The organism is uncultured Cellulomonas sp., from assembly GCF_963527515.1.
In the GTDB taxonomy this organism is placed as follows: Bacteria; Actinomycetota; Actinomycetes; order Actinomycetales; family Cellulomonadaceae; genus Cellulomonas.
In genome coordinates this window covers 39,987-60,717 of sequence record NZ_CAURTV010000013.1, presented here as the reverse complement: position 1 = coordinate 60,717, position 20,731 = coordinate 39,987, and the positions used below count along the sequence as shown (strand labels likewise).

The following is a 20,731-nucleotide window of genomic DNA, read 5'->3' as shown; positions in this document are numbered from 1 at the left end:
GGTGCTGCGGGAATAGCGGGGGGGTCGGCGCCGGGCCCCCCCCCCGCGACGTCAGCCGGTGACGGACGCGGTGGTCCAGCGGTCGGAGGCGAGCCCGACCCGGTGCACGGCGCCCGTGAGCGTGAGGCGACCCTCGGTCTCCCGCTGTGCGCAGGAGGGGCCGACCCAGATCTCGACCGCACCCGGCTCGACGATGCGCACGAGGTCGCGGTCGGAGAAGGCCAACCGGGTGGTGGGCACGCGGAACGTCACCACCACGGACTCGCCGGGCTCGAGGCGGACGCGCCGGAACCCGACGAGCTGCGCCACCGGACGGGTCACGGAGCCGACGACGTCCCGCGCGTATAGCTGCACGACGTCGTCGCCCGCCCGGTCCCCCGTGTTGGTGACCCGCACGCTCGCACCGATGTGCCCGTCGGTGGGCACCTGCGCGTCCACCTCGAGGTCACTGTGCACGAACGTCGTGTACGACAGCCCGTGCCCGAACGGGAGCGCCGGCGTGCTGCGCAGGTTGGTCACGTCCCCGTCCCCACCCAGCGGCGGGTGCAGGTACGTGTACGGCTGCGCACCTGCCGACCGCGGGATGCTCACGGGGAGGTGCCCCGACGGGTTGACCCGGCCGGAGAGCACCCCCGCCAGGGCGGTGCCGCCCTCCTCGCCCGGGAAGAACGCCTGCACGACGGCCGCGCAGGACTCGAGCGCCCAGTCGACGGCATACGGGCGGCCGGTGAGCAGGACGAGCACGACCGGGGTGCCGGTGGCCAGCACCGCCTCGACCAGCTCGCGCTGCACGCCCGGTAGCTCCAGGTCGTCCCGGTCGCAGCCCTCCCCCACGGTGCCGCGCCCGAACAGGCCGGCGTGGTCGCCCACGACGAGCACGGCCACCTCGGCCGACGCCGCCGCCTGCACGGCCTGCTCGAAGCCGGACCGGTCGTCGTCGTCCACGGCGCACCCGAGGGCGGAGACGATCTCGGCCCCGGGGAGCTCGGAGACCAGTGCCTGCAGGACGGTCGGGCTCTCGAACCCGACCTCGACCTCCGGGTGGTGCGCGAGCACGTGGTTGAGGAAGGAGTAGCAGCCGAACAGCGCGGCGGCGCGGTCGGCGTTGGGGCCGATCACGGCGACGCTCGACGGTCCGGCCAGCGGCAGCGTCCCGTCGTTGGAGAGCAGCACCACCGACTCCTCGGCCAGGCGGGCCGCCAGTCGGCGGTGCTCCGGGCTGTCGAGGTCGACGTGGGTCGGGGGCTCGTCGTCGAACGTGGCGTCCAGCAGACCGAGCTCCTCCTTCTGCCGCAGCGCGCGCAGGACGGCCCGGTCGACCAGCCCCTCGTCCACGCGCCCGGCCCGGACGGCCTCCGCCAGCGGGGTCAGGTACGCGTCGCCGGTGGGCAGCTCGATGTCGACGCCCGCCGCGAGGGCCAGACCGGCCGCCTCGCCGAGGTCGCCCGCCACCGCGTGCAGGAGGTGCAGGAACGCGACGCCGAAGTAGTCCGCGACGACCGTGCCGTCGAAGCCCCAACGGTCGCGCAGGATGCCGGTGAGCACCCGCGGGTCCGCCGCGACCGGCACGCCGTCGATCTCGGTGTAGGAGGACATGACCGAGCGGGCGCCGCCGTCGAGCACAGCCATCTCGAACGGGACGAGCAGCACGTCGGCCACCTCGCGCGGTCCTGCGTGCACCGGCCCGAAGTTGCGGCCCGACTGGGACCCGGAGTACCCGACGAAGTGCTTGAGCGTCGCGTGCACGCCGGTCGACTGCAGGCCACGGACGTAGGACGTCCCGACGGTGCCGACGAGGTACGGGTCCTCCGCGATGCACTCGTCGACCCGACCCCACCGCGGATCACGGATGACGTCGAGCACGGGTGCCAGACCCTGGTGCACGCCGAGCGTGCGCATCGATCCCCCGATGACGGCACCCACCTCGGCGACCAGGTCGGGGTCGAACGACGCCCCCCAGGCCAGCGGCGTCGGGAACGTCGCAGCCCGCCACGCCGAGAGGCCGGTGAGGCACTCCTCGTGGACCAGGGCGGGGATGCCGAGCCGGGTCTCGCGCACGAGTCGGCGCTGGAGGTCCCAGAGCCACCGCGCCCGCTCGACCGCGTCGACGGGGCGCGTGCCGTACGCGCGGGTGATGTGACCGAGCCCGTGCCGGGTCGCGTCGTCGAGCCCCTGCTCGTGCGTGAACTCGCCCTGGAGCGGCGCGACGACCTCGCCGTCGCCCTTCTCCCAGAACCCGACGATCTGTGCCAGCTTCTCCTCGAGCGTCATCCGGGCGAGCAGCGCGCTCGCGCGGTCGGTGACCTGGGCCTCGGCCAGGACGTGGAGATCCGTCACGGATCTGTCTCCTTCGGTGGTGACGTACGGGGAAGCCACAGATCAGCCCTTGACCGCGCCCTGGAGGCCGTTGACGATCCGCTTCTGCATCGCGAGGAAGAACACGAGCGCCGGGATCATGGCCAGGGTGGTGAAGGCGAACACGCCCGCGGTGTCGGAGGAGTACTCGGAGGAGAAGTCCGCGACGCCCAGGGGCAGCGTCTTCATGTCGCTCTGCAGCAGCAGCAGCGGGAGCAGGTAGGCGTTCCACGAGCCGACGAAGGCGAGCACGCCGACCGTGACCATCCCCGGGCCGGACAGGGGCAGCAGGATCCGCCAGAAGAAGCCGATGCGGGACGCACCGTCGAGCAGGGCCGCCTCCTCCAGCTCGTCGGGCAGCGCCTGCAGGAACGGGCGCAGGATCACCACGGTCACGGGCAGCGCGAACGCCGCCTGCGGCAGGGCGACGCCCCACCACGTGTTCCCCATGTTGAGGTCGGTGATGAGGATGAACAGCGGGATGATCGCCACCGTCGCCGGGAAGAGCAGCCCGAGGACGAAGACCATGAACAGCTGCTCGCGGCCCTTGAACTTGTACCGAGCCAGCGGGTACGCGGCCATGATCCCGAAGACGACGACGATGGCCGTGGTGAGCAGCGCGATCACCGTGGAGTTGAGCGCGTACTTCCAGAAGCTCGCGTTGGTCAGGACGCCCGTGTAGTTGAAGAGCACCCAGGGGTCCGGCATGCCCGCCGGAGCCTCGGCCAGCTGCGCGTTGGTGCGGAAGCCGCCGAGCACCCCGTACATCACGGGGCCGACGGTCAGGGCGACGACGACGAGGGCCAGCGCGTACACGAGCGGGTTGCCGCCGGTGTACTTGCCGCTCTTGCGACGCCCGCCCTGGGTGGGCCGGGTGGGCTGCGGCGTCGCGGTCAGGGTTCCGGCGCTCATGCCTTCGCCTTCTTCTTCGAGAGTGCGGGGTCCTGGATGTCCCGGCGCAGGATGAAGCGCTGGTATAGCAGGGCCAGGACGAGAGCGACGACGAACAGGATCACGGAGGCCGCCGAGGCGATCCCGTAGTTCTGCCGCTTGGTGCCCTCGTTGATGAGGAACGTGGCCATGGTGGTCGTCGCGTTGGCGGGGCCACCGCCGGTGAGGATCCAGACCATGTCGAACAGCTGGAGCGAGCCGATCATCGACAGGAACGCCCACGTGCGGATGGTGGGGCCGAGCAGCGGGATGGTGATCTTGCGCTGCGTCTGCCACCAGCTGGCGCCGTCGATCTGCGAGGCCTCGTAGAGCTCCTCGGGCACGCTCTGCAGGCCGGCGAGGAACAGGATCACCGCCAGGCCCAGGTACTTCCAGGTCAGCACCGCGATGACCGTCCACAGCGCGTACTCGGGGGTGCCGAGGAACCCCTGTGCAGGGCCCTGGATGCCGACCGCGTCGAACAGCGCGTCGATCACGCCGTACCTCGGCTGCAGCAGCTGGAACCACACGACACCGGCGATGACCTCAGCCAGCACGTACGGGACGAAGATGATCGTGCGCAGGATGCCCTGGCCCCACATCTTGCGGTTGAGCAGCAGCGCGATGCCGAGCCCGAGCGGGAGCTGGATGGCGATCGAGGCCACCACGATGATCAGGTTGTGCTGGAGCGCGCCGGTGAAGACGTCGTTCTGCAGGACGCTGACGTAGTTCTTCAGCCCCACGAAGTCGACCAGGGGGCCGTAGCCCTTCCACCGGTACGCCGAGAGCTGGATGGCCCGGACGATCGGCACCACCACGAAGAACAGGAACAGCAGGAGGGCGGGTGCCACGAAGAAGGCGATCTCCAGGCGCTTGCGGAGACCCGATCCCGTCCCACGGCGTCCGCCCGGGGCCGGGGCCGCCGGCCGCGCCGAAGCGCGACCGGCGACCGAGACCTCTGAGCTGGACGTCGCAGGCGAGGCGGTGACGCCCACGCGGGCGGTCGCTTCGTCTGCCACGTCGGTCACTTCTCCGCGTCAGCCGCCGCCTGGGTGGCGTCGACGATGTCCTGCGGGGTGGCCTGGCCCGCGAAGGCCAGGGCGATCTCGTCGTTCATGGCGCCACCGACGGAGGCACCGAACGCCGTGTCGAAGTAGAGCTGGACGTACGGCGCTGCGTCACGGACCTTGAGGAGCTCGGCCAGGGCCGGGTCCGACACGTACTGCGACGCCGTGTTGTTGGTCGGCAGACCCATGTCCAGCTCGGCGAAGCCCTTCTGGACCTCGTCGGAGAGCAGGTAGACCGCGAAGTCGACCGCTGCGTCGGGCGCCTCCTGCGAGACGGCCCAGGCGTCACCGCCACCGAGCGTGGCCTCAGGGTCACCCTCGCCGCCGTCGACGGCCGGGAACGGGAACCAGCCGGTGTTCTCGCCGAGGCCGTTGCCGTCCTCCGTGAGGCCCTGCATGACGCCGGGCTCCCAGTGGCCCTGCATCTCGATGGCGACCTTGCCCGTGGCCAGCAGGCCCGAGGCGCTGGTCGCGCCCGTCTGTGCCGGCGTGGACAGGAAGCCCGCGTTGAACGGCTCGGTCGCGATGAGCGCCTCGAGGTCCTCGCCCGCCTTGACGAAGCACGGGTCGGAGAAGTCGAGCGACTGCACGGCGTCCGTCAGGACGTCCTGCGAGCACTCGCGCAGCGCGAAGTAGTACCAGTAGTGCGCGGCCGGCCACTTGTCACCGGCACCCACGGAGACGGGCTCGATGCCCGCGGCCTTGAGCTTCTCGACGGCGGCGTCGAAGTCGTCCCAGGTGGCGGGCGGCTCGGTGATGCCGGCCTGCTCGAAGAGGGCCTTGTTGTACCAGAAGCCGACGACGCCGACGGAGAACGGCAGCGCGTACGTCTTGTCGTCCACCTGCCAGCCGGCGACGGAGCCGCCGATCTTCTCGATGGTGTCCGCGGCCGCCTCGGAGATGTCCTTGGTCAGACCCGCCTCGACGTGGTCGGCCAGCTCGCCGCCACCACGCTCCATGTAGATGTCCGGCGCGTCGCCGCTCTGGAACGCGGCGTCCAGCTTGGTGAGCATGTCCTCGTGCTGCATGGCGCTGACCTCGACGGTCACGCCGGGGTTGGCGGCCTCGAAGTCGGACGCGACCTTGTCGTAGTAGACCTTGCCGTCACCGGTGTTCGAGTTGTGCCACCAGGTGATGGTCGTCGCGTCGCCGGAGGCGCCGTCGGTCGTGTCGTCTCCTGCGCCGCCGGAGCTGCAGGCGGACGCCAGCAGGGCGACACCAGCACCCAGGGCAAAGGTGCGAAGGACTGCTGTCCTCATCATCGTTGAATCTCCTCGTCGTCACTGACAGGGCGGGACGGCGCCAAGGTTGGCACCCGAGACTGTGCGATGTCAATCGTTGTCGATAACGTTATCGAAACGAACATCTCGAGTCGATAACGGTATCGAAACCATGCTCTATGCTCCACCACGTGGACTCGACACCGCGCGTGAAGATGGAAGACGTCGCTCGCACGGCGGGCGTCTCGGTCGCCACGGTGTCGAAGGTCGTCAACGGCCGGTACGGGGTGGCACGCAGCACGCTGACCCGCGTCCAGGAGGTCATCGACCAGCTCGGCTACGAGGCCAGCCTCGGCGCGCGGTCGCTGCGCAGTCACCGGACCAACGTCCTCGGCATCCTGGTGGCGGAGTTCGAGCCGTTCAGCACGGAGCTGCTCAAGGGCGCTTCCTCCGCGGTCGGTGCCACCGGGTACGAGCTCCTCGCCTACTCCGGCGGCGGCGGCGGCTCCGTCGGCTGGGAGCGCCGGTACCTCTCGCGCCTGTCCGGCACGCTCATCGACGGCGCCATCATCGTCACGCCGACGGTCGTCGAGGCCAACACGGGCGTGCACGTCGTCGCGGTCGACCCGCACACCGGCCCGACCGGCCTGCCGACGGTCGACTCCGACAACTACGCCGGCGCGGTGCTGGCCACCGAGCACCTCATCGGGCTGGGCCACCGGCGCATCGGCTTCCTCGGCGGCCGCCTGGACCTCGAGTCCGCGCGGCTGCGCGAGGACGGGTTCCGCAAGGCCATGCAGACGGCCGGGATCCCGGTCGACGAGTCCCTCGTCGCGGTCGGCGGGTACCGGCGGGAGACCGCGGACGGTCCCGCCCGCACGCTCCTCGACCGCGCCGACCCGCCCACCGCCGTGTTCGCCGCGAACGACCTGTCGGCCATCCAGGTCATGGCGGTCGCCGTCGAGCTGGGCCGGTCCGTGCCGGCGGACCTGTCGGTCATCGGCTTCGACAACGTGCCCGAGTCCGCGCTCGCCTCTCCCCCGCTGACCACGATCAACCAGCCGCTGCAGGAGATGGGTGCCGAGGCGCTCCGGCTGCTGGTGGACCTCATCGACGGCAAGGACCGGCCCAACCACCTGCGCCTGCCGACCGAGCTGGTGGTCCGCGCCAGCTGCGCTCCGCCGCGCCGCTGAGCGCTCAGCTGTTCCCCCGCGCCTGCCACGTGCAGACGCACACCTCGTTGCCCTCCGGGTCGGCCAGCACCCAGAACGCCGGTGCACGCTCGTCGCTGACCAGGTGACCGCCGGCTGCGATCGTCGCCGCCACGCGGGCCTCCGCCTGGTCGTGCCCGACGATGACGTCGAAGTGGATCCGGTTGCGCTGCGGCCGGGGCGCGTCCATCTGCTGGAACCAGACCGACGGACCGATCCCGGCGGGGTCCACCAGGTCGTCGTCGTTGCGCACGTCGTAGCCCATCACCGCGGCCCAGAACGGCCGGACCGCGGGGATGTCGAGCGCGTCGACGGCGATCTCGAGCATCCCGCTGCGCGGCGTGTCACCGGTGGCGCCCAGCTCGTCGGCCAGGGCGCTCACCGTCGCCGCCAGATCGACGTCGCGCTGGGTGAGCCCCCCGGCGTCGTGGCTGGTGGTGGTGACGGTGACCTGGCCCCAGCGCAGCACGACGTCCGGGTGGTGGTCCGCCGCGTCGGCGGCCTCGGCGATCCAGGAGACGAACGCGGCCGCCGTGCTGAAGTCCGGGGTGGTGAACGTCGCGCGCAGCGACTGCAGGAGCACGCGCCAGTGGCGGGCGTTCACGGCGGCGGTGACGTCGGAGTGGCGCAGCAGGGTGGTGTCAGCCATGCCGCCACCCTCCCACCGCACGGTCAGTGCTGCAGCGCCGCCTCGGACTGCGAGTCCGCTCCCGCCCGGATGTGCCGGGTGACCCACGGCGCCAGCGCGAACATCCCGCCCGCGAACGCCAGCGCGATCACGCCGATGGTGCCGAAGTACGCGGCGGGGCTGGCGTCCGGTGTGGACTGGATGACCTGGGCGGCGATCGCGTTGCCCGCCGACGGCGCGAGGAACCACAGGGCCATCGCCTGCCCGCGGAACGCCTTCGGGGCCAGCAGCGTGGTCGCCGCGAGCCCGACCGGCGAGAGGCACAGCTCCCCGACCGTCTGGATCACGTAGACGACCACGAGCACCCACGCGGCGGTCTTCGCCCCGTCCGCGAGCCACGACGCACCGGCCAGGAAGATGAAGCTCAGGGCGGCGAACGTCAGGCCGAGCGCGAACTTCACGGCGGTCGGCGGGCGGTCGTCCAGCCGGATCCACAACCAGGCGAACAGCGGGGCCAGCAGGATGATCGAGGCCGGGTTGATCGACTGGAACAGCTCGGGCGAGAGGGTCAGCCCGAACATCCGCAGGTCCGTGTTGTTCTGCGCGTAGGACGCCAGGGTGCTCGCGGCCTGCTCGAAGATCATCCAGAAGATCATCGCGGCGACGAACAGCGGGATGTAGGCGCGCAGGCGGGTCCGCTCGCGGTCCGTCACCTTGGGCGAGCGGAACATCACGACGAACGTGGCCACGGGCGCGGCGAACGCGAGGTAGGAGATCGCGTCGATGAACGTCGGCATGCCGAAGCCGCCTTGCACCAGCCGGGCGACGAGCACCGCCACCGCGATGCCCGCGAGCACAGCGAGGAGCAGCCGGACCACGCCCGGCCGGTCCTGCACCGTCATCGGGTTGGGCGGGACGTCACCGGCCCCGCCGAGGTACCTGCGGCCCAGCACGAACGACACCAGCGCGAGGGCCATGCCGACCGCGGCGACCGCGAAGCCCGCGTGGTACCCGCCGACCGCCCGCGCGGCACCCACCAGGAACGGGGCGCTGAGCGAGCCGATGTTGATGCCCATGTAGAAGATCGAGAAGCCCGAGTCGCGACGGGGGTCGTCACGGTCGTAGAGCTCGCCCACCATGCTCGACACGTTGGGCTTGAGCAGCCCGGTGCCGAACGCGACGAGCACGATGCCGAGGTAGGAGAACAGAGCGCTCGGCACGGTGAGGGCCACGTGGCCGGCGGCGATGACGATGCCGCCGTAGAGCACCGACCGGCGTGCGCCGATCAGCCGGTCGGCCAGCCAGCCGCCCAGCACCGAGAGCAGGTAGACGGACGCGCCGTAGATGGCGACGAGCGCCTCGCCCGACGTCTGCTCGATCCCCAGACCACCGTCGGCCACCGCGTCGGTCAGGTAGTACAGGAGGATCGCGCGCATCCCGTAGTAGCTGAACCGCTCCCACAGCTCGGTCCCGAAGAGCGTGAAGAGCCCGAGCGGATGGCCGAAGAAGGCGCGGTCGCTCGGCAGGGTGTCACTCTTGCGGGCGCTCGGCGCGGTGCCCTCGGGGCCACCCACCGGCGCGTCGGATGCGCCGCTCATCCGCCCATCGTGTCCCGGCGGGACGCCCGGCACCACACCGAGCGGGCGGTCCGGCCGGTCCCCGGATAGCGTCGCCGGGTGCCGACCATCCACTGGTTCCGCCGCGACCTGCGGCTCACGGACAACCCCGCGCTGCTGGCCTCCGTCGCCCAGGCGGACGAGACCGGCGACGACGTCGTCCCGTTGTTCGTGGTCGACCCCGCCCTCTGGCGATCCGCCGGAGCCCCCCGCCTGGCCTACCTCACCCACAGCCTGCAGGCCCTGGACGAGTCGCTGGACGGGCGCCTGGTGGTCCGGCACGGCCCTCCGGCCGAGGTGGTCCCCGCCGTCGCACGCGAGGTGGCGGCCCCTGCGGTCCACGTCACCGCGGCCACCGAGCCGTTCGGCCGGCGGCGCGACGAGGCGGTCGAGCAGGCGCTCGGCGTGCCGCTGGTTCGGACCGGCTCCCCGTACGCGGTGGCCCCCGGCCGCCTGACCACGCAGGCCGGGACACCGTTCCAGGTGTTCACCCCGTTCCGCGGCGCCTGGCTGGACCACGGCTGGTCGGCCCCCGCGGGTCGGCCGCGACAGGCTCGGTGGGCCGACGTCCCCTCCGACGGTGTGCCCGCGGGGCCCGAGACGGACGTCCGCCTCCCGCCCGCCGGTGAGCAGGAGGCCCACGCGCACTGGTCGCAGTTCCTGGCCGACGGGCTCGCCGAGTACCCCACCCTGCGCAACCGGCCGGACCTCGACGGCACCTCGATGCTCTCCATCCCGCTCAAGTACGGCGAGCTGCACCCGCGCACGCTGCTCGCGGACCTGTCACGCGCGCAGTTCGACACGGGAACCTTCCGGTCCGAGCTGGCGTGGCGCGAGTTCCACGCGGACGTGCTCTGGCACCACCCCGGCGCCGCCCGGCAGTCCCTGCGCACCGTGGTGCCGGAGGACTCCTGGGATCCGGGGGACGCCGCGTTCGAGGCCTGGGCCGCCGGGCGGACGGGCTACCCGTTCGTCGACGCCGGGATGCGTCAGCTGCGGGCGCTCGGCTGGATGCACAACCGGGTCCGGATGGTCGTGGCGTCGTTCCTGGTCAAGGACCTGCACGTGCGCTGGCAGCGGGGGGCGCAGCACTTCATGGACTGGCTGGTGGACGGCGACGTGCCGCAGAACCAGCTGAACTGGCAGTGGGTGGCCGGCACCGGCCGCGATGCCGCCCCGTACTTCCGGGTGTTCAACCCCGTGACGCAGGGCGAGCGGTTCGACCCCGACGGCTCGTACGTGCGCCAGTGGGTGCCGGAGCTGCGCGGGGTCCCCGGGCGCGCCGTGCACCAGCCGTGGAGGCTGGGGCTCGAGGCGCCCGAGGACTACCCCGACCCGATCGTGGACCACGCGACCGAGCGCAAGGTCGCGCTCGACGACTTCCACCGCGGCCGGGACTGACTGCTATGTCGGGATCTGGCTCGCCCGGAACTCGTCCTCGAGCAGCCCCATGAGGATGCCGTCGCACCAGCCCTCGCCGTCGCGGTACGCGTCGCGCTTGCGGCCCTCGATGCGGAACCCGAGGTTCTCGTACAGGGACTTGGCGCGCGCGTTGATGCTCAGCACGTCCAGCTCCACCCGGTGCAGCCCGAGGCCGTCGAACGCGAGGCCGAGCATGAGCTGGATCGCCTCGGTGCCGTACCCCCGGCCGCGGTAGCCGGGCCGCATCGCCAACCGCAGGTTCGCGGAGAGCACGACCTCGTCGATGTCGTTGAGGACGATCTCGCCGAGGTACTCGTCGGCGCCGTTGACGGTGACCGCGAGGTCGATCCGGCCCTCGGCGGAGCCGACCGCGTCGCACCAGGCGTCGATCTCCGCCCGGGTGAACACCTGCGTGGTACCCGTGAGCCGCCGCCCGTCCGGGTCGCTCACCGACTCCCACACCGCGTCCGCGTCGCTCGCCCGGATGGGTCGGAGCACGATCATCTCGCCCTGGAGTGTGGGCTTCTCCATCGGTGCCTCCTCGTCGCTCCTCGACCAGTGGCGAACGCTACGGCCCGGGTATGGCAGGGACGTTACCGGCGGATGACCGGCACCGGCCCGCGCCCCGCCGTCCAGCGGGGCGCGGGGGGTGCTACGAGCCGATCCGCTCCAGCAACAGCTCACGCACGCGGCCGGCGTCGGCCTGCCCGCGGGTGGCCTTCATGACCGCACCGATGATGGCGCCGACCGGTCCGAGGTTCCCGGACCGGATCTTCTCCGCGATGTCCGGCTGCGCCGCGAGCGCGGCGTCGATGGCCTCGAGCAGGGGGCCGTCGTCGGACACGACCTCCAGACCGCGCGCGACGAGCACCGTCTCCGGGTCGCCCTCGCCCGCCAGCACGCCCTCGAGCACCTGGCGGGCCAGCTTGTCGTTGATCCGGCCGTCGTCGACCAGCTTCTGCAGCAGCCCCACCTGCGTCGGGGTCACCGGCAGGTCCGCCAGCTCGACCTCCTGCTGCTTGGCCGTGCGGGCCAGCTCACCCATCCACCACTTGCGCGCGGCGGCCGGGCTGGTACCGGCGGCGATCGTGGTCTCGATGAGCTCGACCGCACCGGCGTTGACCACGTCGCGCATCTCGGCGTCGGCGTACGCCCACTCCCCCTGCAGCCTGCGGCGACGGGCCGCGGGAAGCTCCGGCAGACCGGCGCGGATCTCCTCGACCCACGCGCGGTCGGGGGCGATCGGCACCAGGTCGGGCTCCGGGAAGTACCGGTAGTCCTCCGCGTCCGACTTCACGCGGCCGGACGCGGTGGTGCCGGTGTCCTCGTGCCAGTGGCGCGTCTCCTGGATGATCGCGACGCCGTCGTCGAGCACGCCCGCCTGCCGGCTGACCTCGTACCGCACGGCCCGCTCGACCGACCGGAACGAGTTGACGTTCTTGGTCTCGGTCCGGGTGCCCAGCGGGGAGCCGGGCGTGGGGCGCAGCGACACGTTGACGTCCGCGCGCACGTTTCCCCGCTCCATCCGCGCCTCGGAGACCTCCAGCGCGCGGAACAGGTCCCGCAGGGTCTGCACGTACGCGCGGGCCACCTCGGGCGCCCGGGCGCCCGCACCGGTGATCGGCTTGGTGACGATCTCGACCAGGGGGATGCCCGCGCGGTTGTAGTCGACCAGCGAGTACTCCGCGCCGTGGATCCGCCCGTCGGAGCCGCCGATGTGGGTGTTCTTGCCGGCGTCCTCCTCCATGTGCGCGCGCTCGATCTCGACGCGGAAGATGCTCCCGTCGTCCAGCTCGACGTCGACCCAGCCCTCGTAGGCGATCGGCTCGTCGTACTGCGACGTCTGGAAGTTCTTGGGCACGTCCGGGTAGAAGTAGTTCTTCCGGGCGAACCGGCACGTCTCGGCGATCGAGCAGTTCAGCGCCAGCCCGATGCGGATCGCGTACTCGACGGCCACCCCGTTGACCACGGGGAGCGACCCGGGCAGCCCGAGCGAGACGGGCGTGATCGACGTGTTCGGCTCCTCACCGAACCCGGCGGGAGCGCCGTCGAACATCTTGGTCCTCGTGCCCAGCTCGACGTGCACCTCGATGCCGATGACCGTGTCGTACCGGGCCACCGCGTCGTCGTAGTCCACCACCGTGCTCATCGAGCCACCTCCAGCTCAGGCGCGCGCAACAGCAGCGGACCCTCCCACGACTGCTCCAGCATCATCTCCAGCGCCGCACCCACCCGGTACAGCCGGTCGTCGGCCTTGGCGGGAGCCAGGACCTGGAACCCGACCGGCAGGCCGTCGTCGGAGAGCCCGCTCGGCAGCGACAGCCCGGGCACGCCGGCGAGGTTCGCCGGGATGGTCGCGACGTCGTTGAGGTACATGGCCAGCGGGTCGTCCAGCTTCTCGCCCAGCTTGAAGGCCGTGGTCGGCGCGGTCGGGGAGACCAGCACGTCCGCGGCCTCGAACGCCGCGGTGAAGTCGCGCTGGATGAGCGTGCGGACCTTCTGCGCCGAGCCGTAGTAGGCGTCGTAGTAGCCCGCCGACAGGGCGTAGGTGCCCAGGATGATCCGGCGCTTGACCTCGTCGCCGAAGCCCTGGCCGCGGGTGGCGGACATGACGCGCTCCGCCGTCGGGTTGTCCTCGGGCACGACGCGCAGCCCGAACCGCATGCCGTCGAACTTGGCCAGGTTGCTGGACGCCTCCGCCGGCAGGATCAGGTAGTAGGCCGCGAGCGCGTAGGTGAAGTGCGGGCAGGAGACCTCGACGATCTCGGCCCCCGCGCTGCGCAGCAGCTCCAGCGACTCCCCGAAGCGCGCGAGCACCCCGGCCTGGTAGCCCTCGCCCTGCAGCTCGCGGATGACGCCGACGCGCACGCCGGACAGGTCGCCGTTCGCGCCCTGGCGGGCGGCGGCGACGAGCGGAGGCAGCGGCTCGTCGATCGACGTGGAGTCGCGCGGGTCGTGACCGCCGATGAGCTCGTGCAGCAGCGCCGAGTCGAGGACCGTGCGCGTGACGGGACCGGCCTGGTCCAGCGACGACGCGAGCGCGATGAGCCCGTACCGGGACACCCCGCCGTAGGTGGGCTTCACGCCGACCGTGCCGGTGACGGCCGCGGGCTGGCGGATCGAGCCGCCGGTGTCCGTGCCGATGGCCAGCGGCGCCTCGTACGCGGCGACCGCCGCGGCGGACCCGCCACCGGAGCCGCCGGGGATCCGGTCGAGGTCCCACGGGTTGTGGGTGTTGCCGTACGCGGAGTGCTCCGTGGAGGAGCCCATCGCGAACTCGTCCATGTTGGTCTTGCCCAGGATCGGCAGGCCCGCGGCCTTGATCTTCTCGACCAGGGTCGCGTCGTAGGGAGGGATCCACCCCTGCAGGATCTTCGACCCCGCTGTCGTCTCCAGGCCCTTGGTGACGACGACGTCCTTGACGGCGATCGGCACACCGGCGAGTGCGTGCAGCGACTCCCCCGCGGCGCGGCGCGCGTCGACGTCGGCGGCCGTGGCGAGCGCAGCATCGCCGCTGACCTGGAGGAACGCGTGGATCGCGCCGTCCACGTCGGCGATCCGGTCGAGGTGCGCCTGCGTCGCCTCGACGCTGGACACCTCCTTCGCCGCGAGCTTCTCGGCGAGCACCGAAGCAGAGAGGCGGACGAGGTCGGAGGTCATGCGTCCTCCCCCAGGATCTGCGGGACGGCGAACTTGCCGTCGATGTGGTCCGGGGCGGCGGCGAGCACGAGGGCGCGGTCGAGCGGCTCCACGGGCACGTCGGGGCGGAACACGTTGGTCAGCGGCAGGGGGTGGCTGGTGGCCGGCACGTCGGGCGTGGCGATCTCGCTCACGCGGGCGACCGACTCGACGATGACGTCGAGCTCGCCCGCGAGGCGGTCGAGCTCCGCCGGTGTGAGGTCGATCCGTGCCAGGCCCGCCACGCGCGCGACCTCGTCGCGAGAGAGGGTGGACATGGCTCGGAGTCTAGACGTTGGGGGATGGCTGCCTACGCTGGGCTGCATGGCGACCAGTCCCGACGACATGCGGGCGGAGGTCAGCGCGAGCATGGCCGGGCGGACCGGCCGCTCGCTCGACGAGTGGGCGACGCTGGTGCACGACACCAGCGGCGTCGACCCCCTCGACCAGAACGCGGTGCGACGGTGGCTCAAGGACGTGCACGGCGTCCCGCTGAACACGCGGTGGACCATCGCGTTCGAGGTGGCGGAGCGCGCGGGGTGGGAGCGGCCGGACGTCGACGGCTACGTCGAGCTGCAGTACACCGGCCGCACCGCCGGGCTGCGTCCCGTGTACGACGCCGTCGAGCGGGCGCTCCTCGGCCTGGGCGACGACGTGCACCGCGAGGGCAGGTCCACGTACGTGCCCTTCGTGCGTGCCCGCCAGTTCGCCGCGGTGGCGGCGGCGACGGCCACGCGGGTGGACGTCGGGCTGCGGTTCGTCGAGCCCCCGGCCGACGCCCGGCTCGTCCCCGCCCGGGCGCCCGGCTCCGCCACGCACAAGGTCGGCGTCACGGACGTGTCCCAGGTGGAGGGCCTGCTCCCGCTCCTGCGGGCCGCGTACGAGCAGAACGGCTGACGACCTGGACGACGGTCCACCGGTGTGTGCTCCCGCGTCGGGCACGGTCCGGTAAGTACGCTTTGCCGGGACTGGTGGTGCTGGCCGGCCCTGCCCCTCGGGTCACGATCCGCCGCCCCGCTCCCGACCGTGCACCACCCGACGCGCCCCTGCGAGGACCGCCATGCCGCCGAAGCTCAAGACCGCGCTCTTCTGGATCGTCGCGATCTTCCTCGTGTACGCGATCGTCACGAGCCCCGACCGTGCCGCCGACATGGTGCGCGCCCTGTGGGACATCATCGTCGGCGCCTTCACCAGCTTCGGTCAGTTCTTCTCCAGCCTGACCGAGTGACGTGAGCTGAGACGAGCTGAGATGGGCACGGTCGAGCAGACCCTCGCGGGCCACCGGACGCTGCGCAAGTACGTGCTGCCCGGGGAGCGCGTCGTCCTGACGCGCAGGTCCCACTGGGGCAAGCTCCTCGAGCCCGGCCTCACGACGTTCGTCGGCTTCGTGGCGGTGGCCTGGCTGGTCGACGTCGCCGCCGCGGTGGCCGGCGACGGCTCGCAGTGGCTCTGGTGGCTGTGGTTCGTCCTGGTCGGGCGGCTGGTCTGGCGGGTGCTGGACTGGCGCAACGAGTGGTTCGTCGCCACCGACAAGCGCATGCTCCTGCTCTACGGGCTGGTCACGCACAAGGTGTCGATGATGCCGCTGGTCAAGGTCACGGACATGCGGTACTCGCGGTCCATCGTCGGCCGCATCCTCGGCTACGGCGAGTTCCTGCTCGAGTCCGCCGGCCAGGACCAGGCGCTGCGTCGCATCGCGTGGGTGGCCGACCCCGACACCACCTACCGCGAGCTGTGCGCGATCATCTTCACGCCCACGCAGCCGTGGGACGGACTGCCGCCGTCCGTGCCGGTGCGCGTCCCGGCCCCCGTCCCCACCGCGTCCGAGGGGCGCCCCGCGTGGCCGCCGGTCCACGAGCACCGGCCCGGGGACACCCAGCCGATCCGCATCCCGCCGCGGCCCGCCGTGCGCGACGACACCCCCGGGTGGGTGGTGTCCGGCGAGCCGGGCACCTTCGTCCCGATCCAGGACCCGCAGCGCAACGGCCCTAGCTCGCCCAGCTGAGCTCGACGCGGCGGTTCTTCGCCATCGCCTGCTCGTCCGTCTCGGACACCACCGGCTCGCTCGACCCCTTGCCCTGCACCGTGAGCACCAGGTCGGCGCGCGCGGCACGCAGCACGGCGGCCACCGCCTCCGCGCGCGCGGCCGAGAGCGGCACGTTGACGTCGTCGCCGCCCCGCGAGTCCGTGTGCCCCTCGACCGTCACCTGCGCCCCGGCGGGGATCTGGTCCAGCTGCTCCGCGAGGGCGGCCTGGGCGGTGTCGTCGACGACCGCGCTGGCGTACGCGAACAGCACGTCGGAGCCGATGGTGAGGGTCGAGCCCTCGGACGAGGTCTCCGGCGGGGCGACGCTCTCGACGCTCCCCTCGACGGAGTACGTGTCGACCGACTGCTCGATCCGTTCGGCGGACGGCTCGGCGACGTCGTCGCGGTCGACGTAGGCGGCCGGCAGCAGCAGACCGAGCGCGAGGACCACCGGCGCCAGGCTCACGAGGTCACCTCGACGTCCGGGACCTCGAGCGCCCAGCCGTCCATCGTGAGCGTGAACGCGTCGACGTCGTCCTCCGGCGCCGCGTAGACGAACCAGGAGGAGAGCGTCTCGTCGTTCTCCGTGCGGGCGTCCTTGTTGGTCAGCCAGTCCTGCGTGCCCTCGCCCTCGATCACCGAGTAGCGCTTCAGGTGCTCGCGGTCCAGCAGCTCCGGGAAGATGAAGAAGTAGTTGTTGATCGCCGACAGGGTCATCGCGCCCTCGGGATCCGCCAGGTGCGGCGTGAAGTCGACGCGCAGCGTCATGGTCGTGCCGTTCTCGTCGAGGACCAGCGAGCGGACCGCGACGTCGACGGTCCCGCGGTCACCGGGCAGCGTCACCGTCGCCGTGCGGGTGGCGTCGGGTGTCGCCGACGGGGTCGGCTCGGCGGACGGCTCGGCTTCCGCGGACGTCGTGGCGGAGGGCTGGGACGGCCCCGGACCGGGCTCGTCGGCCGTGCACGCGGTCAGGAACGCGAGGGCCGCGACGGTGGTGATCGCGAGGGCGACGCGGGCGCGCTGTGGTCTGGGCATGGGCGGCATCATGGCAAAACCTCCACGGCCAGCGCCCGGCGGCCCGCCTGGTGGTACGGCCTAGACCCGGTCGACCGCCGCGGCCACGAGGGCGAGCAGGGCCTGCGCGTAGGCGTCGGCGGCGGTGTCGGCCGTGAACAGCCGCTCCGGCCGGCCGGCGTGCTCGATGAGCACCCCGTACTGCCCGTCGGTGGACCGCGCGAGGCTCCGGAACGTGCCGCCCAGGAGCTCGCGCAGCTGGTCCTCGCGGGGCAGCCAGACGGCGTCCTCCTGCGCGACCGAGTCGAGCGCCCACTCGGTCGTCCCGTTGAACCCCAGGACCGTGCCGGTCGGGTAGTCGTGCGGCTCGACCACCATGTCCGAGATGGTGAAGACCTGGTCCTCGAGCGTCCGGACCGCGAACCGGTCCCCGGGGGACGGGTGCCAGCGCAGCCCGGCCTCGTGGAGCTGCTGGGCGCGCACGACGGAGATCATCGATCCAGTATCCGTCGGGCGCGCGCCCGTGTCCTGACGGTCACCCGTCGGCGAGCGCGGCGACGCACTCCCGCAGCAGCCGGCGCAGCTCGGCGCGGTCCCCCGCGGGCAGTGCATCGACCATCCGGGACTCCACCGCCGCGACCGCGGTGCTCGCGCCCGCCAGCCGCTCGCGCCCCAGCGCCGTGATCTGCGTCGGCAGGACCCGGCCCACCGGCGCCTGCTCGGCACGCGACACCAGCCCCTCCCTCGCCAGCTGCTGCAGGAGGACGTGCATCGACTGCCGGGACACGAACGCGCCGCGGGCGAGGTCGCTGCTCGACAGCCCGGGCCGCTGCGCCAGCAGCTCGAGGCACGAGTACTGCGTGATCGTCAGGTCCAGCGGACGCAGCACGGCGTCCATCGCCACGTGCAGGACGCTCGACGCCTCCTTGAGCAGGTAGCCGATCGAGGTCTCGAGCTCCACGCCTTGACTCATGTCAGTAGTCTGACATAGCGTAGCAGGTGTCAGTTAATTGACACCAAGCCCGAGCCAAGGAGCCCCCTCATGCCCGTCACCGGCCCCGACTTCGTCTCCCTGCAGGTGCGTGACCTCGAGCGCTCCGCCGTGTTCTACGAGCGGTTCCTCGGCCTGGCCCGTGCCGCGTCGAGCCCCCCGCACGCCGTCGTGTTCGACACCCGCCCGATCGCGTTCGCCGTGCGCGAGGTCGCACCCGGGGTGGACCTCGACGCGGTCGCGCAGCCCGGGCTCGGTGCGGCCGTGTGGCTGCACGCGCCCGACGCGCAGGAGATCCACGACGCGCTCGCCGCCGACGGTGTGCCGATCGTCACCGCCCCCGTCGACGGCCCGTTCGGTCGCACGTTCACGTTCGCGGACCCGGACGGGTACCACCTCACGCTCCACGACCGGGGCTGAGCCCTACCGGGTGCTGAACGCCGCGTCGAACGAGGCCGTGGGCGGGTCGAACGCGTTGCGCTTCACGAACTCCAGCGCCTCCGGCGCGCCGAGCAGCCGGTCCATCCCTGCGTCCTCCCACTCCACCGAGATCGGCCCGTCGTACCCGATGGAGTTGAGCGCCCGGAACGACGCCTCCCACGGCACGTCCCCGCGGCCGGTGGACACGAAGTCCCACCCGCGGCGCAGGTCCGCCCACGCCAGGTGCGAGCCCAGCCGGCCGTTGCGGCCGTTGCCCAGCCGGAGCTTCACGTCCTTGCAGTCGACGTGGTAGATCCGGTCACGGAACTCGAGGATGAAGTCCACCGGGTCCAGCTGCTGCCAGATGAAGTGGCTCGGGTCCCAGTTGAGGCCGAACGCCTCGCGGTGGCCGATCGCCTCCAGGGTCCGCACGGTCGTCCAGTAGTCGTACGCGATCTCGCTGGGGTGCACCTCGTGCGCGAACCGCACCCCGACCTCGTCGAACACGTCGAGGATGGGGTTCCATCGGTCGGCGAAGTCCTGGTAGCCGGCGTCGACGGCCTCCTGGGAGACCGGCGGGAACATCGCGACGTACTTCCAGATGCTCGAGCCGGTGAACCCGACGACGGTCTTCACGCCCAGCTTCGCGGCGATCCGGGCGGTGTGCTTCATCTCCTCGGCGGCGCGCTGCCGGACCCCCTCCGGGTCGCCGTCCCCCCAGACGACGTCGGGCAGGATGTCGCGGTGCCGCTGGTCGATGGGGTCGTCGCAGACGGCCTGGCCCTTGAGGTGGTTGGAGATCGCGTAGACCTTCAGGCCGTACCGCTCCAGCAGCGCGAGCCTGCCCGCCACGTACTCCTCGTCGTCCCAGCGCCAGGGGTCCAGGTGGTCGCCCCAGCAGGCGATCTCGAGGCCGTCGTAGCCCCAGCCGGACGCCAGCCGCGCGACCTCCTCGAACGGCAGGTCCGCCCACTGGCCGGTGAACAGGGTGATCGGTCGTGCCATGGTCAGCTCTCCTTGGTCACAGAGGTCCACCTGCTGTCGTCGGCAGCCGAGCGTTCGACCGCGTCGAGCACCCGCTGCACCACGAGCCCGTCGGCGAAGCTCGGCTCCGGCTGCCGACGCGACGCGATCGCGGTGACCAGGTCCACCGCCTGGTGCGTGAACGCGTGCTCGTACCCGAGGCCGTGACCTGCCGGCCACCAGGCTGCCACGTAGGCGTGCTCGGGCTCGGTCACGACGATCCGGCGGAAGCCCGCCTCGGCCGCCGGCTGCGACGCGTCGAAGAAGTGCAGGACGTTCATGTCCTCGAAGTCGAACGCGAGCGAGCCCGCCGACCCGTTGATCTCCAGCCGGATCGCGTTCTTGCGGCCCCACGCGAACCGGGTGGCCTCGAACGTCGCCAGTCCGCCGCCGGACATCCGGCCGAGGAAGATCGCGGCGTCGTCCACCGTCACCGGACCGGTCTCGGTTCCCGCCGTGCCGTGCAGCCCGGAGTGCGCCGCGGCCACCGGCCGCTCGTGCACGAAGGTCTCGAGCACCGCGGACACGCCCGTCACCGACTCGCCCGTGACGAACTGGGCCAGGTCGACGATGTGCGCCCCGATGTCCCCCAGCGCGCCCGACCCGGCCTTCTGCTTGTCCAGCCGCCACGACAGCGGTGCCTGGGCGTCCGCGATCCAGTCCTGCAGGTACTGCGCGCGCACGTGCCGGACCGTGCCGATCCTGCCGTCCGCGACGAGCGTGCGGGCGAGCTGGATGGCGGGGACGCGGCGGTAGGTGAAGCCGACCATGGCGAGCCCCGGCGCGCGCTCGGCGGCGCGGACCATCGCCTCGGCCTCCTCGACCGAGTTGGCCAGCGGCTTCTCGCACAGCACGTGCTTGCCGGCCTCGAGCGCGGCGATGGCGATCTCGGCGTGCGTGTCGCCCGGCGTGCAGATGTCGACCAGGTCGATGTCGTCGCGGGAGACCAGCGTCCTCCAGTCGGTCTCGGCGCTGGACCAGCCGAGCGTCGCCGCCGCGGCGGTCACCGCGGCCTCGTCGCGTCCTGCGACCGCCGCCATGTCCGGGTGCAGCGGCAGGTCGAAGAACCGGGGCGCGTTGCGCCAGGCCTGCGAGTGCGCCACGCCCATGAAGGCGTACCCGACCATGCC

General features: G+C 72.0%; 22 protein-coding genes. 6 read left to right on the top strand and 16 right to left on the bottom strand.

Translation table 11 applies throughout. The features are described from left to right. Window positions 1–51 precede the first annotated feature (51 nt). The 4 genes from RYN42_RS05975 to RYN42_RS05960 all read right to left on the bottom strand — a co-directional run bounded on the left by RYN42_RS05975 (window position 52) and on the right by RYN42_RS05960 (window position 5,614). Entirely contained in the window at window positions 52–2,271 is a 2,220-nt protein-coding gene (locus RYN42_RS05975; protein WP_315094588.1) for a glycoside hydrolase family 3 N-terminal domain-containing protein, read from the bottom strand. A 108-nt stretch (window positions 2,272–2,379) separates the two neighbouring features. Further along, the gene (locus RYN42_RS05970; RefSeq protein WP_315094578.1) at window positions 2,380–3,267 is read right to left on the bottom strand and encodes a carbohydrate ABC transporter permease; all 888 of its coding nucleotides are present in this window, start codon (window positions 3,265–3,267) and stop codon (window positions 2,380–2,382) included. Further along, complete coding sequence (locus RYN42_RS05965) at window positions 3,264–4,304, bottom strand: sugar ABC transporter permease (RefSeq protein ID WP_315094577.1); 1,041 nt, start codon at window positions 4,302–4,304, stop codon at window positions 3,264–3,266. Before RYN42_RS05965 ends, RYN42_RS05970 begins: the two co-directional genes overlap by 4 nt. Before the next feature lie 5 nt (window positions 4,305–4,309). Continuing rightward, window positions 4,310–5,614, bottom strand: coding sequence for an extracellular solute-binding protein (locus RYN42_RS05960; protein WP_315094576.1), 1,305 nt, complete (start codon window positions 5,612–5,614; stop codon window positions 4,310–4,312). Window positions 5,615–5,787: 173 nt separating this feature from the next. Between RYN42_RS05960 and RYN42_RS05955 the strand changes: the two genes are divergently transcribed. Beyond that, window positions 5,788–6,765 (top strand): LacI family DNA-binding transcriptional regulator, encoded by a 978-nt coding sequence (locus tag RYN42_RS05955; RefSeq protein WP_399552410.1) that lies wholly within the window; start codon window positions 5,788–5,790, stop codon window positions 6,763–6,765. A 4-nt stretch (window positions 6,766–6,769) separates the two neighbouring features. Here the strand turns inward: RYN42_RS05955 and RYN42_RS05950 are convergent, their stop codons facing one another. Both RYN42_RS05950 and RYN42_RS05945 read right to left on the bottom strand, forming a co-directional pair. Continuing rightward, on the bottom strand, window positions 6,770–7,432 hold the full coding sequence (locus tag RYN42_RS05950) for a VOC family protein (RefSeq protein ID WP_315094572.1): 663 nt from the start codon (window positions 7,430–7,432) through the stop codon (window positions 6,770–6,772). Between the two features lie 23 nt (window positions 7,433–7,455). After that, window positions 7,456–9,009: a peptide MFS transporter gene (locus RYN42_RS05945; RefSeq protein ID WP_315094570.1), complete on the bottom strand. Its 1,554-nt coding sequence runs from the start codon at window positions 9,007–9,009 to the stop codon at window positions 7,456–7,458. A 78-nt stretch (window positions 9,010–9,087) separates the two neighbouring features. Between RYN42_RS05945 and RYN42_RS05940 the strand changes: the two genes are divergently transcribed. Next, on the top strand, window positions 9,088–10,428 hold the full coding sequence (locus tag RYN42_RS05940; RefSeq protein ID WP_315094569.1) for a deoxyribodipyrimidine photo-lyase: 1,341 nt from the start codon (window positions 9,088–9,090) through the stop codon (window positions 10,426–10,428). 3 nt (window positions 10,429–10,431) lie between these two features. Here the strand turns inward: RYN42_RS05940 and RYN42_RS05935 are convergent, their stop codons facing one another. The 4 genes from RYN42_RS05935 to gatC form a co-directional block, all read right to left on the bottom strand. Further along, on the bottom strand, window positions 10,432–10,980 hold the full coding sequence (locus RYN42_RS05935; protein ID WP_315094567.1) for a GNAT family protein: 549 nt from the start codon (window positions 10,978–10,980) through the stop codon (window positions 10,432–10,434). Between the two features lie 121 nt (window positions 10,981–11,101). Continuing rightward, window positions 11,102–12,598, bottom strand: a complete 1,497-nt coding sequence (gene gatB, locus RYN42_RS05930) for an Asp-tRNA(Asn)/Glu-tRNA(Gln) amidotransferase subunit GatB (RefSeq protein WP_315094565.1) — start codon at window positions 12,596–12,598, stop codon at window positions 11,102–11,104. Beyond that, a complete protein-coding gene (gene gatA / locus RYN42_RS05925) occupies window positions 12,595–14,109 on the bottom strand; it encodes an Asp-tRNA(Asn)/Glu-tRNA(Gln) amidotransferase subunit GatA (protein WP_315094564.1) in 1,515 nt (504 codons plus the stop codon). The genes gatB and gatA overlap by 4 nt, the downstream gene beginning before the upstream one ends. Further along, window positions 14,106–14,405: an Asp-tRNA(Asn)/Glu-tRNA(Gln) amidotransferase subunit GatC gene (gatC, locus tag RYN42_RS05920; RefSeq protein ID WP_315094562.1), complete on the bottom strand. Its 300-nt coding sequence runs from the start codon at window positions 14,403–14,405 to the stop codon at window positions 14,106–14,108. The genes gatA and gatC overlap by 4 nt, the downstream gene beginning before the upstream one ends. A gap of 46 nt (window positions 14,406–14,451) precedes the next feature. Between gatC and RYN42_RS05915 the strand changes: the two genes are divergently transcribed. From RYN42_RS05915 to RYN42_RS05905, 3 genes are all read left to right on the top strand, one after another. Next, on the top strand, window positions 14,452–15,024 hold the full coding sequence (locus RYN42_RS05915; RefSeq protein ID WP_315094560.1) for a DUF5655 domain-containing protein: 573 nt from the start codon (window positions 14,452–14,454) through the stop codon (window positions 15,022–15,024). A 163-nt stretch (window positions 15,025–15,187) separates the two neighbouring features. After that, window positions 15,188–15,355, top strand: coding sequence for a hypothetical protein (locus tag RYN42_RS05910; protein ID WP_315094558.1), 168 nt, complete (start codon window positions 15,188–15,190; stop codon window positions 15,353–15,355). A gap of 21 nt (window positions 15,356–15,376) precedes the next feature. Then, window positions 15,377–16,132, top strand: a complete 756-nt coding sequence (locus tag RYN42_RS05905) for a PH domain-containing protein (protein WP_315094556.1) — start codon at window positions 15,377–15,379, stop codon at window positions 16,130–16,132. Here the strand turns inward: RYN42_RS05905 and RYN42_RS05900 are convergent. From RYN42_RS05900 to RYN42_RS05885, 4 genes are read right to left on the bottom strand one after another with little or no spacing between them, the layout of a single operon-like run. Beyond that, entirely contained in the window at window positions 16,116–16,619 is a 504-nt protein-coding gene (locus tag RYN42_RS05900; protein WP_315094554.1) for an OmpA family protein, read from the bottom strand. The two genes, RYN42_RS05905 and RYN42_RS05900, sit on opposite strands and share 17 nt — an antisense overlap. Continuing rightward, a complete protein-coding gene (locus RYN42_RS05895; protein WP_315094552.1) occupies window positions 16,616–17,188 on the bottom strand; it encodes a hypothetical protein in 573 nt (190 codons plus the stop codon). Before RYN42_RS05895 ends, RYN42_RS05900 begins: the two co-directional genes overlap by 4 nt. A 60-nt stretch (window positions 17,189–17,248) precedes the next feature. Then, the gene (locus tag RYN42_RS05890) at window positions 17,249–17,662 is read right to left on the bottom strand and encodes a pilus assembly protein CpaE (RefSeq protein ID WP_315094550.1); all 414 of its coding nucleotides are present in this window, start codon (window positions 17,660–17,662) and stop codon (window positions 17,249–17,251) included. A gap of 40 nt (window positions 17,663–17,702) precedes the next feature. Then, a complete protein-coding gene (locus RYN42_RS05885) occupies window positions 17,703–18,140 on the bottom strand; it encodes a MarR family transcriptional regulator (RefSeq protein ID WP_315094547.1) in 438 nt (145 codons plus the stop codon). 69 nt (window positions 18,141–18,209) lie between these two features. On the opposite strand from RYN42_RS05885, the gene RYN42_RS05880 reads away from it, so the two are divergent. After that, on the top strand, window positions 18,210–18,578 hold the full coding sequence (locus RYN42_RS05880) for a VOC family protein (protein ID WP_315094546.1): 369 nt from the start codon (window positions 18,210–18,212) through the stop codon (window positions 18,576–18,578). 3 nt (window positions 18,579–18,581) lie between these two features. Here the strand turns inward: RYN42_RS05880 and RYN42_RS05875 are convergent, their stop codons facing one another. After that, window positions 18,582–19,583, bottom strand: coding sequence for a sugar phosphate isomerase/epimerase family protein (locus tag RYN42_RS05875; protein ID WP_315094545.1), 1,002 nt, complete (start codon window positions 19,581–19,583; stop codon window positions 18,582–18,584). A gap of 2 nt (window positions 19,584–19,585) precedes the next feature. Next, complete coding sequence (locus RYN42_RS05870; protein ID WP_315094586.1) at window positions 19,586–20,728, bottom strand: Gfo/Idh/MocA family oxidoreductase; 1,143 nt, start codon at window positions 20,726–20,728, stop codon at window positions 19,586–19,588. Between the last annotated feature and the right edge of the window lie 3 nt (window positions 20,729–20,731).